This window comes from Rhizobium sp. R693, from assembly GCF_002211315.1.
Taxonomy (GTDB): Bacteria; Pseudomonadota; Alphaproteobacteria; order Rhizobiales; family Rhizobiaceae; genus Rhizobium.
Window position 1 is genome coordinate 415310 of the sequence record NZ_LOKY01000001.1, and the last position, 16698, is coordinate 432007.

General features: G+C 58.7%; 16 protein-coding genes. 7 read left to right on the forward strand and 9 right to left on the reverse strand.

Translation table 11 applies throughout. The annotated features are described in order from the left end of the window. Window positions 1-76: 76 nt before the first annotated feature. Genes ATY79_RS02045 through ATY79_RS02055 form a run of 3 tightly spaced genes read right to left on the reverse strand, consistent with a single transcriptional unit; the run spans window position 77 to window position 5027 of the window. On the reverse strand, window positions 77-1189 hold the full coding sequence (locus ATY79_RS02045; protein WP_088702860.1) for an ABC transporter permease: 1113 nt from the start codon (window positions 1187-1189) through the stop codon (window positions 77-79). Window positions 1190-1191: 2 nt separating this feature from the next. Further along, entirely contained in the window at window positions 1192-3963 is a 2772-nt protein-coding gene (gene rbbA, locus ATY79_RS02050; protein WP_088702861.1) for a ribosome-associated ATPase/putative transporter RbbA, read from the reverse strand. Then, window positions 3960-5027: an HlyD family efflux transporter periplasmic adaptor subunit gene (locus ATY79_RS02055; protein ID WP_088702862.1), complete on the reverse strand. Its 1068-nt coding sequence runs from the start codon at window positions 5025-5027 to the stop codon at window positions 3960-3962. The genes rbbA and ATY79_RS02055 overlap by 4 nt, the downstream gene beginning before the upstream one ends. Window positions 5028-5266: 239 nt before the next feature. Here ATY79_RS02055 and ATY79_RS02060 point away from each other — a divergent pair, with 239 nt between their 5' ends. Continuing rightward, window positions 5267-5659: a helix-turn-helix transcriptional regulator gene (locus ATY79_RS02060; protein WP_088702863.1), complete on the forward strand. Its 393-nt coding sequence runs from the start codon at window positions 5267-5269 to the stop codon at window positions 5657-5659. 30 nt (window positions 5660-5689) lie between these two features. On the opposite strand, the gene ATY79_RS02065 is transcribed toward ATY79_RS02060, so the two are convergent. The 6 genes from ATY79_RS02065 to ATY79_RS02085 form a co-directional block, all read right to left on the reverse strand. Then, window positions 5690-5959, reverse strand: a complete 270-nt coding sequence (locus ATY79_RS02065; protein ID WP_088703014.1) for a hypothetical protein — start codon at window positions 5957-5959, stop codon at window positions 5690-5692. A gap of 65 nt (window positions 5960-6024) precedes the next feature. After that, the gene (locus tag ATY79_RS02070) at window positions 6025-6771 is read right to left on the reverse strand and encodes a TfuA-like protein (RefSeq protein WP_088702864.1); all 747 of its coding nucleotides are present in this window, start codon (window positions 6769-6771) and stop codon (window positions 6025-6027) included. Then, a complete protein-coding gene (locus ATY79_RS02075; RefSeq protein ID WP_088702865.1) occupies window positions 6768-8027 on the reverse strand; it encodes a YcaO-like family protein in 1260 nt (419 codons plus the stop codon). The genes ATY79_RS02070 and ATY79_RS02075 overlap by 4 nt, the downstream gene beginning before the upstream one ends. Before the next feature lie 11 nt (window positions 8028-8038). Beyond that, window positions 8039-8170 carry a hypothetical protein gene (locus tag ATY79_RS31840; RefSeq protein WP_280950855.1) on the reverse strand — a complete coding sequence of 44 codons (132 nt, stop codon included), beginning with the start codon at window positions 8168-8170 and terminating at the stop codon, window positions 8039-8041. Between the two features lie 124 nt (window positions 8171-8294). Further along, window positions 8295-10241, reverse strand: a complete 1947-nt coding sequence (locus tag ATY79_RS02080; RefSeq protein WP_088702866.1) for a tetratricopeptide repeat protein — start codon at window positions 10239-10241, stop codon at window positions 8295-8297. 235 nt (window positions 10242-10476) lie between these two features. Then, window positions 10477-11517: a glutamine synthetase beta-grasp domain-containing protein gene (locus ATY79_RS02085; protein WP_088702867.1), complete on the reverse strand. Its 1041-nt coding sequence runs from the start codon at window positions 11515-11517 to the stop codon at window positions 10477-10479. A gap of 487 nt (window positions 11518-12004) precedes the next feature. On the opposite strand from ATY79_RS02085, the gene ATY79_RS02090 reads away from it, so the two are divergent. From ATY79_RS02090 to ATY79_RS02120, 6 genes are all read left to right on the forward strand, one after another. After that, window positions 12005-12208, forward strand: a complete 204-nt coding sequence (locus tag ATY79_RS02090; protein WP_088702868.1) for a DUF2735 domain-containing protein — start codon at window positions 12005-12007, stop codon at window positions 12206-12208. A gap of 678 nt (window positions 12209-12886) precedes the next feature. Then, window positions 12887-13645 carry a GntR family transcriptional regulator gene (locus ATY79_RS02100; protein ID WP_088702870.1) on the forward strand — a complete coding sequence of 253 codons (759 nt, stop codon included), beginning with the start codon at window positions 12887-12889 and terminating at the stop codon, window positions 13643-13645. Then, a complete protein-coding gene (locus ATY79_RS02105; protein WP_088702871.1) occupies window positions 13646-14443 on the forward strand; it encodes a transporter substrate-binding domain-containing protein in 798 nt (265 codons plus the stop codon). 68 nt (window positions 14444-14511) lie between these two features. Further along, on the forward strand, window positions 14512-15183 hold the full coding sequence (locus tag ATY79_RS02110; protein WP_088702872.1) for an amino acid ABC transporter permease: 672 nt from the start codon (window positions 14512-14514) through the stop codon (window positions 15181-15183). Next, window positions 15180-15839 carry an amino acid ABC transporter permease gene (locus tag ATY79_RS02115; RefSeq protein ID WP_088702873.1) on the forward strand — a complete coding sequence of 220 codons (660 nt, stop codon included), beginning with the start codon at window positions 15180-15182 and terminating at the stop codon, window positions 15837-15839. The genes ATY79_RS02110 and ATY79_RS02115 overlap by 4 nt, the downstream gene beginning before the upstream one ends. After that, window positions 15817-16542 carry an amino acid ABC transporter ATP-binding protein gene (locus tag ATY79_RS02120; protein ID WP_088702874.1) on the forward strand — a complete coding sequence of 242 codons (726 nt, stop codon included), beginning with the start codon at window positions 15817-15819 and terminating at the stop codon, window positions 16540-16542. The genes ATY79_RS02115 and ATY79_RS02120 overlap by 23 nt, the downstream gene beginning before the upstream one ends. The last annotated feature ends 156 nt before the right edge of the window (window positions 16543-16698 follow it).

Consider the following 16698-nt stretch of genomic DNA (forward strand, 5'->3'; position numbering starts at 1 on the left):
TGGCACAACGGACCAACTTGAGGAAGCACACCCGGGATGAATATGCTTGAATTTTCATCTGTCGATCGCCCGCCGCCTAGCGCAGGAACTGCCTGAAACGGCGCAGTGCCAGATAGAAGAAGATGGCGCCGATCGCCGCGAGCGCCACAAGCTGCGGCCACACCACGGCAAGACCGGCGCCGCGGAACAAAACGGCCTGCGATAAGATTACGAAGTGGGTATTTGGCGCTGCCAGCATGATGTTCTGGATAATCTCGGGCATGCTTTCGCGCGGGGTTGTACCGCCGGAGAGCAATTGGAGGGGGATCAGCACCAACATCAGGAGCAGGCCGAACTGCGGCATCGAGCCTGCGACGGTCGCAAGGAAAATGCCGAGGCATGTGGTGGCGAATACGACAAGCGTGGTACCGATCACAAAGAGTAGGAACGAGCCCTCGATCGGCACGTTGAGCAGCCCCTGGACGATAAAGATCAATGAGAAGGTGGAGGCGACAACGACAATAAGGCCCATCGACCATATCTTGCTCAGCATGATCTCCAGCGGCGTGATGGGCATGACGAGCAGGTGCTCGATGGTGCCGTGTTCCCGTTCGCGGATCAAAGCCGCACCGGTCAGGATGATCGAAAGCATCGTAATCGACGAAATGACATTGTTGATCGAGCCGAACCAACTTTTGTCCAACTCGGGATTGAACCGGGATCGCAGCGTCAGCGCGACCGATGCCTGGTCGCCGCCGCGATATCGGTTGACGAACTCGTTAACCTCGCCCGAGACGATCGACTGAACATAACCGCCACCAGTGAACGCCTGGGATATCCGTGTCGCATCGATGTTCAGCTGAATGCTCGGCGATCGACCGGCAAGTACATCCCTTTGGAAATTCGGTGGAATTACAAGTGCGAATGTATCCAGCCCGGCATCCATGCGGCGATCGACCTCAGAGAGCGTAATGACGTGCGGCACAACGAAATAGGGAGGATAAAATGCCGTAATGATGCGTGCGGAAAGTGGAGACTGATCCTCATCCACAATAGCGATGGCAGCACGATTTAGCGTTTCAGGCAGAGAGTTCGACGCCGTGTAGATTGATACCGTGAACGCATAGATAATCAGAACCAGCAGCATCGGATCGCGCGCGACGCCCCAGAGCTCCTTGATCCCCAGTCGATAAACACTGGCAATGCGCATGATCAATTCGCCTGTTTCTTCAAGAGCAATGCCCCCAGGCACATCAGCACCGGGGCGGCAATCAGCAAAGGCATGAAGGAGCCGACCAGGTCGCCAAAGCCTAAAGCCTTGGAGAAGGTGCCACGCGAGATCGTGACAAAATGGGCGGCAGGATAGATCTTGCCGATGAAGGCCCCCACCCCTTGCAGGGATGACACCGGGTCGATCATGCCCGAGTACTGAACAGCCGGAATGAGGGTTATCAAAGCAGTGCCGAAAATCGCTGCAATCTGACTGTTCATGAAGGCGGAGATTAGCAGCCCCATGCCTGTCGTTATCGTCACATAGATCAGTGCGGCAAGGGCAAATGTCGGGAAGCTGCCCGTGAAGGGAACGCGAAAGATGAATACCGCGAATGCGGTCAACATGAAGAAGTTGAGCATCGCAAGGGCGATATAGGGCAATTGCTTGCCAAACAGGAATTCGATGCGCGTAACCGGTGTCACGTAAAAATTGATGATCGAGCCGAGTTCCTTTTCGCGCACGACGCTGAGGCCGGCAAGCATCGCCGGGATCATCATCAGCAGGAGAGGAATGACACCGGGGACCATGGCGACAAGGCTCTGTACGTCTGGATTGTAGCGGTATCGAACATCCAGCTGAAAGTTTGCGGCCGCCGCTGCGGCGCCGGCGCTGGCTTGGACCTTGCGCGCCAGCCATTCAGCGTGCATTCCCTCGACATAACCCCGCACCGTCTCGGCTCGGCTTGGCATGGCGCCATCGATCCAGGCACCTATCTCGACACTTCGGCCCCGCGACACGTCCCTGCCGAAGCCTGGCGGAATCTCGATGGCGAGACTGAGCTCCCCCGACCGCATTCGACGATCCATATCGGCATAGTCAATGATCGGCGACCTTTCAACGAAGTACCGGGAGCCGGAAATCTGCAGGACATAGTCCTGGCTGATGGTCGTGTCATCGCGGTCGAGAACAGCGAAGGTGAGGTTCTCGACATCCATGTTGATGCCGTAGCCAATGACAAACATGAGAATGACACTGCCGAGGATCGCCAGCGTCGCGCGAATGGGATCGCGCCTGAGTTCAAGCGCCTCGCGGCGCGTATAGGCAAACATTCTTCGAAAATCGAAGATCCGCCGCAGCCAGCCTGCCCCCTGCTTTTGCGCAGCGTCGCCCGTTTGCACATCAGCAGAGACAAAGGTTGCCGGCGCTGCTTGCCTGTCCCCGATCGCGTCTTCGAGATAGCCAATGAACGCCTCCTCGAGACTGGTTGCTAAACGCGCTTGCACAATGGTCTCAGGCGCATCGCTCACAAGCACCTTTCCGGCGTGCATCAAAGATATCCGATCACACAGGGCCGCCTCGTTCATAAAATGCGTCGAGACGAAAATCGTAACATTGTCCTTTCGCGACAGATCCGACAGTATCTGCCAGAAATTGTCCCGGGCAACGGGGTCGACGCCGGATGTCGGCTCGTCAAGGATCAGAATATCTGGGGAATGGATCATCGCCACCGCCAGCGACAGGCGCTGGCGAATACCGAGCGGCAGGGCATCCGGCAAGACATCCATGACATCACTCAGGTCGAACCGCTGCGTGGTTTCCTCGATGCGAACCGGTACCAGTTGCGGGTCCATGCTGAACAGCCGCGCATGAAGGTCGAGGTTCTGGCGAACCGTCAACTCCGTATAAAGGGAGAAAGCCTGCGACATATAGCCGACGCGACGGCGGATCTCGATATCCTGTGGTTCGACCTCGCGACCGTAGAGATGCGCCGTTCCTTCGCTTGCCGGAAGAAGGCCCGTCAGCATTTTCATCGTCGTCGTCTTGCCGCAGCCGTTCGAGCCAAGGAATCCGAATATCTCGCCGCGCGCGATGCGAAAGCTGACATCATCGACGGCAGTGAAGCTGCCAAAGCGCATCGTCAGGTGGCTGGCCTCTATCGCGATCTCGTCTTGCGCAGCCACCGTCCGCGGCGGCATGTCAACAAAGCTGTGTCCGGCGCGCTTTTCCTCGGGAAGAAGCGCGATGAAGGCCGCATCGAGATTGGCCGTGGCGGTGCTCTTCATCAGCTCCCCCGGCGTTCCGGTCGCCAGGACCCTGCCACCATCCATCGCAACCAGCCAGTCAAAGCGCGCCGCTTCCTCCATGTAGGCCGTTGCAACGATAACGCTCATGTGTGGGCGAGACTGCCGGATGCTGTCGATCAATTCCCAGAACTGACGACGCGACAGGGGATCGACACCGGTCGTCGGCTCATCGAGGATGAGCAAATCGGGGTCATGGATCAGCGCGCAGCAAAGGCTGAGTTTTTGCTTCATGCCGCCGGACAGTTTGCCGGCCGGGCGATCGACAAACGAGCTTAGCCCTGTGCCCTTCAGCAGTCCGGCAATGCGCGCCTCCCGCTCCTCCTTTGCCTGACCAAAGAGCCGCGCAAAGAAGTCCACGTTCTCGAAAACCGAAAGTGTGGGGTAAAGGTTCTTGCCAAGCCCCTGTGGCATGTAGGCGATCTTTGGGGAGGTTATGCTGCGATGTGTCGCATCGGCAATATTGCCTCCCAGGACGTCGACCGTCCCTTTCTGGATAACACGCGCACCGGCAATCAGCGACAGAAGGCTCGACTTGCCCACGCCATCCGGACCGATCAAGCCGATCATGCGGTTCGCCGGCAGCTCTAGCGTTATATTGTCAAGCGCCTTCGTCTTCCCGTAGGCGAGGCTCACTCCCTCGATGCGAGCGACCTGGCGATCTGTCGCGCCGGTTGGCTTGCCATTCATTGCAGCACCGGTCCAGAAATATGGGCGGGCCACTCCGCCTTGGGGTCGAGCTGGACATAGGCCATGCCCGGGAGGCCCGTCTTGACGAACTGAACATATTTGCGCAGCAGGTCCGGCGGGATCCGGGCCTTGATCCTGAACATCAGCTTCGTCCGCTCTTCCTGCGTCTCGACGGTCTTTGGCGTGAATTGGGCGACGTCTGCGACAAACGTCACGTTGGCCGGTATGATATATTTCGGTGCTGCATCAAGCACGAGCCGCACCTCTGCGCCCATCGCTACGCGCCCCGCCTGGTCAGTCGGCAAGAAAAACGTCATGTAGACATCACTCAAGTCGACGATATTGAGCACGCGGCCCCCAGCGGCAAGAACCTCGCCCGGCTGCGCTACTTTATATTGGACGCGGCCCTCACGCGGTGACTTCAGGACACTGTCGGTGATGTCGGCCTCGATGCTTTCGATCTCCGCTTTGGCGGCATCGACTGCAGCGTCCGCATCAACCACCTGCGCTTTCGAAGAGGTGATGGCGGCCTCGGCGGCGGCGAGCTGCGCCTGGGCTGCTGCAACAGCAGCCTTTGCTCCCTGGGCAGCCGCGCGATCGTCATCCAGAATCTGCTGCGAAATCGTGTTGCTCTTCAGCAATTGCTCCGAGCGTGTAAGCTTCGTCTGCGCCGCGTCGGCTTGCGCCTCGCGCTGGGCAACGACGGCAATAGCCGCAGCGTGCTCGGCTTCGCGTTGTTTGACAAGGCTGTTTGCCGTATCAACTCCGATAACGGCCCGGCGCAACTGCGCCTCGGCCTGACGGCGTCGCGCTTCGAGCTGCTCGGTGTCCATTCGCGCGAGCACCTGGCCCGCCGCGACAAAATCGCCCTCATTGACGAGAATGTCCTGAATGCGGCCTGCAGTCTTTGTCGAGATATCGATTTCCGTCGCTTCGATGCGCCCATTGCCACTGGCAATGCCATCAGGCAGGCCGCTCTTGGAGAATTTCTGCCATGCGTAGTAACCACCAACGACCAAAATGGCGAGCAAGGCAATGAAAAGCCAATTCTTCTTTGCCGGCATGCTGACCTCTCAAACTTAAGCGAATAGCAACCACGATCTATGGTTGATCGTAACAATAACAGTGATTTGACGTTTCAAATACTCACGAATCAACGGGATGTCCGCATCTTCAATACGTTGTGCCATGCGCAAAACGCCAAATAAAAACGAATCAACACAATTGATCCGATCAATTATCTCCGTTAGGTTGATCGCTGGCATAATAGTCGCGCAACAACCGGCGTTGGAAGGAGAAAACCATGAAAGATGGACCCCATGCAGTTGATGTTCACGTCGGGAAGACGATCCGCATCAAGCGTTTGATGCGCAAGGTATCGCAGACCGAGCTTGGCGATCGGGTCGGCGTCACGTTTCAACAGATTCAAAAATACGAAAAGGGATCGAACCGCGTTTCCGCGAGCATGCTGGTTGAGATTGCCGGCGCGCTCGATGTCGACGTCCGCTCGTTCTTCGAGGACGTGCAACCCGGCAGCGCCAACGACAATCCGACGCCCAGCGAGGAATTCGTTGTTTCGCGCGACGGCGTACTGCTGAACGCCGCGTTCCTGGCGATCAAGAACGAACAGGTTCGCAAGAAGATCGTAAAGCTCGTGCAGGCAATTGCCGGCATGGAATTGGACGACAACCAGTAACGCCGTGATCGGAGATAGACGGTGCGACCGTCAATGGCAGTCGAGAAGCACGAGGTTCTCGCTGGCGTCCTTCATTGCGACTTGCGTCTTCTTGCCGATCAGCTTTTCGAGATTGACGTCGAGCTCGCGTTCAGGGTCAATGCCGTCCCAATCGATCACGACTTGTAGAAGCGCCATATTGGTCAAGTGCAGCAGATTATGCAGCTTGAGCTTCTGGGCCTCATCTTTGGCGGCGGAGAGCAACCGGAAGATCCTGGCGTACTCACTACCCGTTCCCTCGTCCCTCGTCAGAATGTTCATTGCCATCGCCTTCTCTGCTGATGAGCCTCCCGGGCTTCAACGGTTCCCATCATTCGGGTCTGGCGTTACTCAGGCGTTACAGGCGTGACGGCCGCCGTGACTTCCGCCCGCAGGTGCTCCCAGTGCGAGGTGGCGGCGAAGCCCCAGTCACGCTCTTGATCTGCAAACTCCACCTCCTGCAAATACTGCAGGACGAGTTCGGCATCGTGACGCTTGCGCTCGATCTTGGTGGCTCGGATCATCCGTAGGATCGTCTTGGCGCGGCCCTCGCCGACGAAAGCGCAGCCCTCGACGACCTTCGGGTAAGTGCGCAATGAAAAGTGGAGCGCGCGACCGGCAAGCAACAGCATCTTGTGTTCGGCAAGCGAGAGCGCTCCCAGCCGGTACAGGCCGTCTATCGTCGGCTGAAAGTCGACCCACGGGATCGAGAGCGGCAGCCAGCCGAGTTCTTCCGGCGCGTGCACAAGCGCCACGGCCTCGTCGTCGATCAGGCGACCTTCCGCATAATCCTCATAGATCGAACCGAGACCCACCATGCCGAACGCTGCGCATTCGGCAGCGCGCAGCGCCCCCATGCTGGCTCCCCCTGCAACGACGACATTGTGCTGCAATGCATAGAGGATTTCCTTGTGCCATACCGAGGGTACTTCGCCAAAGTAGCCATCGACAATCCCGATCGCTCGTGCGCCGTCCTGCACAGCCTGCAATATGTCGCCGCGCGCTGCCGGACCGCGAAACGCGATCGAGGGGTTCTCGTCGCGAAGCCTGCCAATATCGGCGCCGAAGCTCGGGCCTGCGAAAATGACCTTCATTGCATTTTTCCTTGCATGGCGTTGACGGCGCGCAATCCGAGTTGAATGAACTCGCCACTGACGTCCACCTCAAGGCCCGGAACGATCATGCGAACGACCGAAACCGGCAGGCGTGGATGGGCAAGTGGCACGGCCACCACCTGATCGACACCTCTCGCCTTGAGGCGATCGAGAATGTGATTGATGTTTTCCTGGATGCTGCGCGGCGCAGCATCGAAAGAGACCTTGGGAGTGACAGGCGTTTCGTCGCAGAGGTTGATGAGTTCCTGCATTGGTCCGCCATTGTCGAGCCTCTGGTAGAGCCGCGGGGAAAAGTCGTCGCGACTGCCAGCGATCGCCGTCAAACGGCTCTGCGCTGCCTCAGTGATTGCGCGTATCGCGGCGCGAATAGGATCGGGGTGGCAGCCGCATCCCCCGCAGACATGGGTCCAGCGCGCATCCACACGCTCACCAAGATCACCGGGAATGATAACGGCGAGAAAACTGGGAACGCCAATATCGGTCGTCATGTCGAGGAGCAGGAGACGCATTCCTGCGCGCTTGATGCGATCGACGATGATATCCAGCACGGGATCGCCGAAGGCCGCCGGGTCGATCCGTGCGCCACGCAGTTGCTCGTATGGGCGCAATTGCGTCAGCGCCCAGGCGTCACGTTCGACAAGCTCACAGAGTCCGTGAAGAACGGCTTCCGCTGGCCGATTTCCGGATGCAAGACCATCACTCGATTGCTCGAAGCCGGAGGGGCGCACGCCGCGATGATCGAGACCGACGAGCGGCCACGGCACGAAAACAGGGCGCCCGGAGATGATGTCCAGCCCCTCGCTCCAGGCGATCGGTTGCGAACCGATCTCCAAGGGAACGCAGCGGGCGACCGAGCCGAGGTCGATCATCGGCGCGTGCTCGGCCGTCATTCCGTCCAGGGTCGCCATCACCAGGTCGCTCGGCTGGATTTCCGCAATGCGCGTCTCGACTGCTTCCATCGCTGCCGAGGTCATGGCAGCCTCTTCGTCGATGCCTTTTCCCTGAAATACGGAAAGCGTGTAGCTGTTCGGGCGCGTCGCGAAAGCAACGGGGATCTCGACAAGATCGAGCGCGGTGAGCAGACCCACCCGCGTAATGCCGAGTTCCTTGAAGTATGGCTTGATGGCCGCGAATGTCTGTCCAGGCGTCAGTGAACGGTCGTGATAGCTATTGATGCCGGCCGACGATAGGCTGAGATCTTTCGCCAGGCGCTCGAGTGCGGTCTGAACAGACATTCGCATCGACCTCAACGGAACTTCAGGGCATGAACAATGCTTGCCGTGGCGTTCGTGTCAAGCTGGACGGCTTCCTGCTTCAGGACGGCCTGAGCGGCAGCGGAAAGGCGGACTGCGACTGGCTTGATCTGGGTGGTCGTCATTGTGTCATCTCCTGCTGGAAGCAGCATCATGCTGCGGACAGGAGGAGCATGCCTCAACGGGCGTTATTTCGGCGTGACCGAGATTCGCGCTAGGACGGCGCCCAAGCGCCGCAGATGTAACGCTTCAGGACAATCCGGCCATGCGAAGGCCGTCAATCAGCTGACGGGTGTCATCGGGATTGCGGTCCGGCACGAATTGCCAGACATCATCCGTGCGGAAATCGGGAAAATTCTCAAGCACGATAGAGGCGTAGCGCGACGCGGTTCTCAAGTCACCGTTCTTCGCGTGAGATGCAGCAAGAAGTCGCGAGGTCGCAGGGCGATCCTTGACGCGATCCAGGACCTCGATCGCCTTTGCGTAGTTTTCCTGCACGAAATGGATACCGCCGAGATTCCAGTAGTAGTAGTCGGGAGGCAACGGATTGAGCTTGAGCGCTGCCAGGCTCAACTCCAGCGCCCGATCACTCTGACCGTCATGCAGCAAGGCATCGGCATGATCGGCGAGAATGTCGGCGTCATTCGGGTTCAGCATCTGGGCTTCCGCGAAAAAGTCGAGACTATCGTCGAAACGGCGGCGATAGAGAGCGACGAAGCCCAATTCGCGCATTGCCCTGCCACTGTTGGGGTCACTGTCACGGGCACGCCAGGCGGAGCGGTCGGCCTCCTCCAGCAGCTGCGTGTCCTTCATCCCGCGCACGAGCCACTCCATACCGAGTACGCGGGCCATTCCAGCGTGAGCCGATGAAAACCTGTCGTGGCGGGAAAGCGCCGATTTGAACCATTTGCGCGCCTGGCGCAGATGCTGCAGATCAGTCTTCGAAACGAGCCGCTTTCCTTCGAGGTACAGGCGATAGGCCGACGGATTGACGTCATGCGTCATGTCCAGAAGCTCGCGGCGTTCAATAGTGTCGGCAAGCGTCATCACAATACGTCGCGCAAGCTGAGCAAAGGATTGGTTGACCTTCTGCATGGCGAGCGGCAGATCGATCGCCCAGAGCACCTCCGCCGTCGAAGTCTTCGTCAGCCGACACGTCGAATAGATGTCATCCTCGCGACCGTGGATCGTGACATAGACCGTGTAGTCGAACCGCAGTTCAGGCGGCGTCGGCACGATGGGATCGCCAGCAAGGCTGCGATTGACGATCTCCAGGCTGGTGTGCGCAGCAATGACCTTAAAGCCGCGCTGCTGGCTCAGTCCGATCGTGACCTCTTCCAAAAGCGCGCGGCCCACACGCTGCAGCACCGGATCGGACAAGATGGTATCCGGCGGCAGAATGAGGACCCGCGGCTGACCGACCGGGTCCGCGGGGATATTGCCCGGGACAATCTTCAAGGGGCCTTGAAGTGAGGCAGGCGCGATAATCCCAAGTTCCTGCGCCAGAGCCAGGGTCTGGCCACCCGGCTCCGCACCGTATTCTGCTTTCAGCTCATTGCGGCAACGCAAATATACCTGACGTGCGGCTGCGAGATCACCGGCGTCCACATGACGCCGCATCAGCGCGCGGCAAGCAACTTCGTTCGCAGGGTCAGCCTCAAGCAGCGAGCCTGCAAGCATCAGGATGTCGTCGGATGTCCGTTTCTCCGGCGTTTCCAGAAGCGCAATGATATGAGCCTCGCGGCGCTGCTCAATGCGCTGACGCTCGACGACGATCCGCTCTTCGGCCTCAATCGTCGGCGCCTTGAACCCCTCAAGGAGATCGCCGCGAAGCAGCGTCCACATTGATCGTGGCAAGGGCGCGGAAGTATCGCCAAGAACCAGGACATCTGCGTCCCAATCATCACCGTTGAAAAAGACATGGGTATTTGTCGTCTTGAGCAAACGCGGCAGGCTGTCGGGAATGCTGCGGTCGATCCGCGCCAGAAGCTGGCGCAGGCTGCCGGCTCGCTGCTTGGATTGATCCGACTGCCAAAGGATTGCCCGCAAAATCTCCCGCTCCATCATGTGTTGCGGTGCAGTTACGAGGAAAGCGAGCAACCCGTAAGCCTTCTCCGGCAAGACGATCTCGCCGCCCTCCGCAAAAAGCGCGGGCGCTCCAAGTAGACGGAGAAGACGGTTCTGTTTGCCTGTCACGAGCAACTCGCGATTGGAGATCCGACCCGAGTATAAGGACAAACAATGGCAACGCAAAAGGATTATGCGTGTCCGGTTGAATTTATCAACCGGGAGATGATTTCGGCAAGTAACTTACCGGAAGAGCACCACGCCTGAAATACTATTCCGCCGCATTTCGCTCCGCTGACGTCATGAAAAACAAATGGCGCCGATCTTCCGATCGACGCCATTTGCAAGAATGCAACTCGCCAGCTTATGCAGCGGCTGAAGCAAAGCCAGCCGTCGGAACTTCCGAGATCGTCTTCAGAACCTGCGAAGCGATCTGGTAGGGGCACCCCTGGGAGTTCGGGCGACGATCTTCCAGGTAACCGCGATAGTCGTTCTTTACGAAGGAGTGCGGAACACGGATCGAAGCACCACGGTCAGCAACACCGTAGGAGAACTTGTTCCACGGGGCTGTCTCATGCTTGCCGGTCAGGCGCAGGTGGTTGTCCGGGCCATAGACGTCGATGTGAGCCTGCAGGTTCTTGTCGAACTGCGCCATCAGCGCTTCGAAATAGGCCTTGCCGCCGACTTCGCGCATGAACTTGGTCGAGAAGTTGCAGTGCATGCCCGAGCCGTTCCAGTCGGTGTCGCCGAGCGGCTTGCAATGGAACTCGATGTCGATGCCGTACTTTTCGCAAAGGCGCAGAAGCAGGTAGCGGGCCATCCAGATCTGGTCGGCAGCGCGCTTGGAGCCCTTGCCGAAAATCTGGAACTCCCACTGCCCCTTGGCCACTTCGGCGTTGATGCCTTCATGGTTGATACCGGCTGCAAGGCACAGGTCGAGGTGCTCTTCGACGATCTCGCGAGCGATCGAGCCGACATTCTTGTAGCCAACGCCGGTGTAGTACGGGCCCTGCGGAGCCGGATAGCCGGTTTCCGGGAAGCCAAGCGGACGACCATTTTCGTAGAAGAAGTATTCCTGCTCGAAGCCGAACCAGGCATCTTCGTCATCAAGGATGGTGGCGCGGCTGTTCGACGGATGCGGGGTAACACCATCGGGCATCATGACTTCGCACATGACGAGAACGCCATTCGTGCGCGCCGGATCCGGATAGATCGCGACGGGCTTCAGCACGCAGTCAGAGCTGCGGCCTTCTGCCTGCATCGTGGACGAACCGTCGAAGCCCCACAGCGGCAGCTGCTCGAGCGTCGGAAAAGCGTCGAATTCCTTGATCTGCGTCTTGCCGCGGAGATTTGGTACCGGGGTGTACCCATCGAGCCAGATGTACTCGAGCTTATACTTGGTCATTTGCGATTCTCTCAAACATAAATCGTGAGCAAATCCTCAAGCGAACCGACCGAAGCGACCAGCCCGCGAAGGGATGCCAAATCATATGCACGTGGTGTGCCAGTTCGTGTGCAACGACGCCCCACACCGCTCTAGATCTCCCGACAAACCGGTCGACTGGACTTGCTGTGGGGACAATGGGGAGACGGAACTGATAGCGGACTCAAACAGTTAGTTGCCGAAGGCATCTGCGCAGTGTGCGTTCGACCGCTGCAGCCGCCGCCGACGACGACTGCAACATATTTTTTGCAGCAAAGCGCACATGGCTATTATTTATGCATTTGATGATTTTATGTACTTGCTGAAATTCTGATTTAAATGCCAGCAGATTCGTATGCCCATAATTCCAACAAATGTTGCACTTTTTTCAATCAGATCGCGCAATTACTGTGCAAGTCTGCTATGGTCCCGTGACGTCCTCGGGCGTCGATGAGCAAGGAGGCACTTTATGGCCATTGGTGTGCATCACGAGACGGCAACAATCTACGCGTTTCCGGCAAAGCGGTTCGCTGCGGCAGAGCGCCGCCCGGCGGTCGATATTGAACCGGATATGATGTCCTCCGTCTATGAAAGCTGCTGGTATCATGACGAGGCGATAAAAAAAGCCGCAGAGCCAGCACAGCCGAAGTTCACGCCCCGCATCGTGGATTGATCTTTCCTTGATCGTGAACCGACGCTGAACGGCAATGTCTGCTGCTTCATTTCGAGCCTCACGATGTGGAAGCGGCTTTTGAGAGCATTGCCCAACACGTCGAGTTGATAGGTGAGACGCAGCGGTCCAGGATCTTTCCTCTCAGCCTGAGGAGGGCGGAGGACATGCTGCTGGCGCGGCCACCATCGTCCCGCGCCGGACGATCTGGCCTATAGGCCGCAAAATTCGCCAGCCGATTCACCAACACAATCCGCAGACGATCAGCCGGCAGTCTGGCAGCCGGCAGTCTGGCAGACAGATGGCATCTGGACGAGGTGGTGGACCAGCATCGGAAGTGCCAAGCTGGCTGACGCGCCGGCGATCAAGATGGTCTCGTACTTGACGTCCCGCCTAGCGTCAGCGCCAAATGATCGATGCGAGAATCTCCCGGCTGGCTGAACACTGGCTGCGGGCTCCAACTCAACCTCGTTATGCCTGCAGCGCCAGTTGATCGCAACTATTGCGCACCGCGAGACTGCCGCCTTGGTGTTCCGGCGCCTGCCTTTCGCGCACGCCAAATGGGCAAGACATGGTCTTTTTTCTTGCACGCCCGCCGCCACAGCCCGCGATCAATTCTCATTATGCATCTGTTATAACTATACTTTCCACCTTGGCACGGCACTTGCATTCATCTCTTGCATGCAAGATAGCACCAGTACCAATGACAAGAGAGCCAGCATAGAAGAGGCCATCGTTTCGGGCATTCTTTCGGGTCGCATCAAGCCCGGTACGCGACTTGGCGAGAGCCAGCTGGCGACCATCTTTTCAGTTTCCCGCACCCTTGTGCGAGAAGCCCTGATGCGCTTGGAGGCCCGCTGTATCGTCCAGGTCAGCCCGCGGCGCGGCTGGTATGTCGTCGAACCCTCGGCGCAAGAGGCTATGATGGTCTATGACGCCCGCCGGGCGCTGGAATCCGGAATGCTGCGTGGCTTCACCTCCCTGCCTGCTGCCGCAGCTGACATATTGCAAGCTCATCTCGATCAGGAACGCGCGGCAATTGCATCGGGCGACCGCCAGCGGCTCACCTATCTCATGGGCGATTTTCATATCCGCATCGCCGAGCTTTCAGGCAATATGGTGCTGGTCGACATCCTGCGCGACCTGACAGCCCGAACGTTGCTCATCTCGCTGCAATTCCAATCGGACTATCACGCCCGCCAGTCGCATGAGGGCCACCGCGCCGTTGCGGCGGCCCTACTGGCCAGCGATTTCGCCCGCGCGGCGGAACTCTCGATCGAGCACCTCGACGAGGTAGAGGCAGGGCTCGACCTGACTGTCCGCGCAGATCCGCTCGCCGATCTGCGTCAATCCCTCGCAGTGCCCGACCCAGCCAGCGACAATCCGGATCCGTCGAATATTTCCCCCGTCAGTAACACCAATAGCCAGGAGAACATCTGAATGCTGAACCGCAGAAGTCTTATTGCAGCCATCTCCGCGATCCTCGCCACCGTCACACTATCGACCATGCCGAACCAGGCCTATGCCGATGCATTGGCCGATATCAGCGCGCGCGGCACGCTGCGCGTCGCCGTTCCGCAGGATTTTCCTCCCTTCGGCAGCGTCGGCGCAGACATGGCTCCGCAGGGCTACGACATCGATATGGCTACCCTAATTGCCGGCAAGCTGGGCGTTAAGGTCGAACTTGTGCCAGTCACCAGCGCCAACCGCATTCCCTACCTGCAGACCAACAAGGTCGACCTCGTGATTTCGAGTCTCGGCAAAAATGCGGAGCGTGAGGCTGTCATCGACTTTTCGGCCGCCTATGCCCCGTTCTTCAACGGCGTCTTTGCCCCCGCCGACATGGCCGTGACCAAGGCTGAGGATCTGGCAGGCAAGAGCATCGGTGTGACGCGTGGCGCTGTGGAGGATCTGGAATTGACCAAGATCGCGCCCGCCGATGCCATGATCAAGCGCTATGAGGACAACAACGGCACGATCTCGGCGTTTCTTTCCGGCCAGGTGGATGTGGTCGCGACCGGCAACGTCGTGGCCGCGGCCATCCTCGCCCGCAACCCGCCAAAACGCCCCGAAATGAAGTTCCTGATCAAGAACTCGCCTTGCTACATTGGCCTCAACAAGAACCAGCCCGCGCTTCTCGAAAAGGTCAACGCCATCGTCGCTACCGCCAAGACGGATGGTACGCTTGAAGCCATCGCACAGAAATGGCTGGGAGTGGGTCTTCCCGCCAACCTTTGATACTGCGTCGGGCCGGTGTCAGACCGGCCCGGCATCCTGCCGTGGTCTCAAGTCGAGGTAGCGCGTCCATGACTTATGTTTTCGATTTTTCCTGGCTTGCCGAATACTATGCGATACTGGTGAAGGGCATTTTCATCACTCTCGAGCTGACGGCCGTTGGCGGGTTTTGTGGCATTGCGCTTGGAATTGTGTGCGCCTGGGCGCGTGCGCTCGGGCCGGCGTGGGCAAAGCCCGGGGTCGGCCTCTATGTTGAGCTGATCCGGAACACCCCCTTCCTCATCCAATTGTTCTTCATCTTCTTTGGCCTGCCTTCGCTTGGGTTGAAGATGAGCGAGTTGCAGGCGGCCAATCTCGCCATGATCATCAATCTCGCGGCCTATAGCTGCGAGATCATCCGGGCCGGCATCCAGGCAACGCCCAAGGGGCAGTTCGAAGCGAGTGCCAGCTTGGCGATGTCGCGCTTTGAAACCTTTCGCTATGTCGTGCTGGTGCCATCGCTGCAGCGTATATGGCCAGCCTTGTCGTCCCAGGTGATCATTGTCATGCTGGGTTCGGCTGTCGTATCGCAGATTGCGGCGGAGGATCTGACCTTCGCGGCGAACTTCATCCAGTCACGCACCTTTCGGGCCTTCGAGGCATACTTCCTCTCCACCCTGATCTATTTGGCTTTGGCCGTCATGTTGCGGCAGGCCATGCTTCTTGCAGGCAAAATGATCTTCCCGAGGAAGGTGCAACGATGACCGAATTCACGACCTTTGACATTTTACGTGCCCTGCTGCTGGCAACCCGCTGGACGGTCCTGCTGTCGATCATTTCTTTCCTCGGTGGCGGGCTCGTAGGCATGCTCCTGCTGTTCCTGCGCATCAGCAAGACGAGGGCACTCAGGGTCTTGTCCAAATATTATGTCGAGCTGTTCCAGGGCACACCGCTGCTGATGCAATTGTTCCTGGCCTTCTTCGGGTTGGGCCTGATCGGCATCGACGTGCCAGCATGGCTCGCAGCCGGTGTTGCGCTGGTCCTCTGGACGGCGGCCTTTCTCGCGGAAATATGGCGCGGCTGCGTGGAGGCCATTGCCAAGGGGCAGTGGGAGGCTTCCTCGAGCCTCGCCATGGGCTACCTGCAGCAGATGCGCTACGTGATCCTGCCGCAAGCACTGAAGATCGCCGTTCCTCCGACGGTCGGCTTTTCAGTGCAAGTTGTGAAGGGCACGGCGCTGACCTCGATCATCGGATTCGTCGAACTGTCCAAGGCTGGCACGATGGTGACCAATGCCACGTTCCAACCCTTCGCCGTCTATGGTTTCGTCGCCCTGATCTATTTCGCTCTTTGCTGGCCCCTCTCGAAAAGCAGCCAGATCCTCGAAAGGAAGCTTAATGTCGCTCATCGAAGTCACTGAAGTCCGCAAGAGCTTCGGCATGAACGAAGTGCTGAAGGGCATCAACATCGACGTGCAGCCCGGCGAGGTGATCGCCATCATCGGCAAGAGTGGATCGGGAAAATCGACGCTCCTGCGCTGCATCAACGGCCTGGAAACGATCGATAGCGGCTCGATCGCGGTTGCCGGTGCGCAACTGCTGCCGAACGATTTGCACCTCAAGGCGCTGCGACTGAAGGTCGGGATGATCTTCCAGCAGTTCAACCTTTTTCCGCATCTCTCCGCCGGCGGAAATGTGATGCTGTCGCAGATCGTCGTAAAGAAAACGCCCAAGGCGGAGGCCGAAGCAACGGCGCGCAAGATGTTGGAGCGTGTCGGTCTCGGTCACAAATTCGATGCCTATCCGGATGAACTCTCCGGCGGGCAGCAGCAGCGGGTGGCGATTGCCCGAGCGCTGGCCATGCAGCCGATCGCACTTCTATGTGACGAAATCACCTCGGCACTGGATCCCGAGCTAGTCACCGAAGTGCTGGCGGTGGTGCGCGAACTGGCCGCGGAGGGCATGACCCTGATGATGGTAACCCACGAAATGAAGTTTGCCCGCGACGTCTGCTCGCGCGTGGTCTTCATGCACCAGGGCCGTGTCCACGAGGTCGGGCCGCCAGAGGAGGTCTTCACGGCACCGAAGACGCCGGAGCTGAAACAGTTCATTGGTCTCCATTGAGGCGTCGGCATCGGTTTGAGGCCTTATTGCAAAAGCGCGTTGATGTTCGAGAGTGCCGAAGATTTTCAGGCAATTCTTGATAAGCGGACTTCAAGCCGCGCCAGCGCGGCCGGCGCTCGACAGGAAAGGATGGCCTAAGCAGCCAGGAATTCGCGC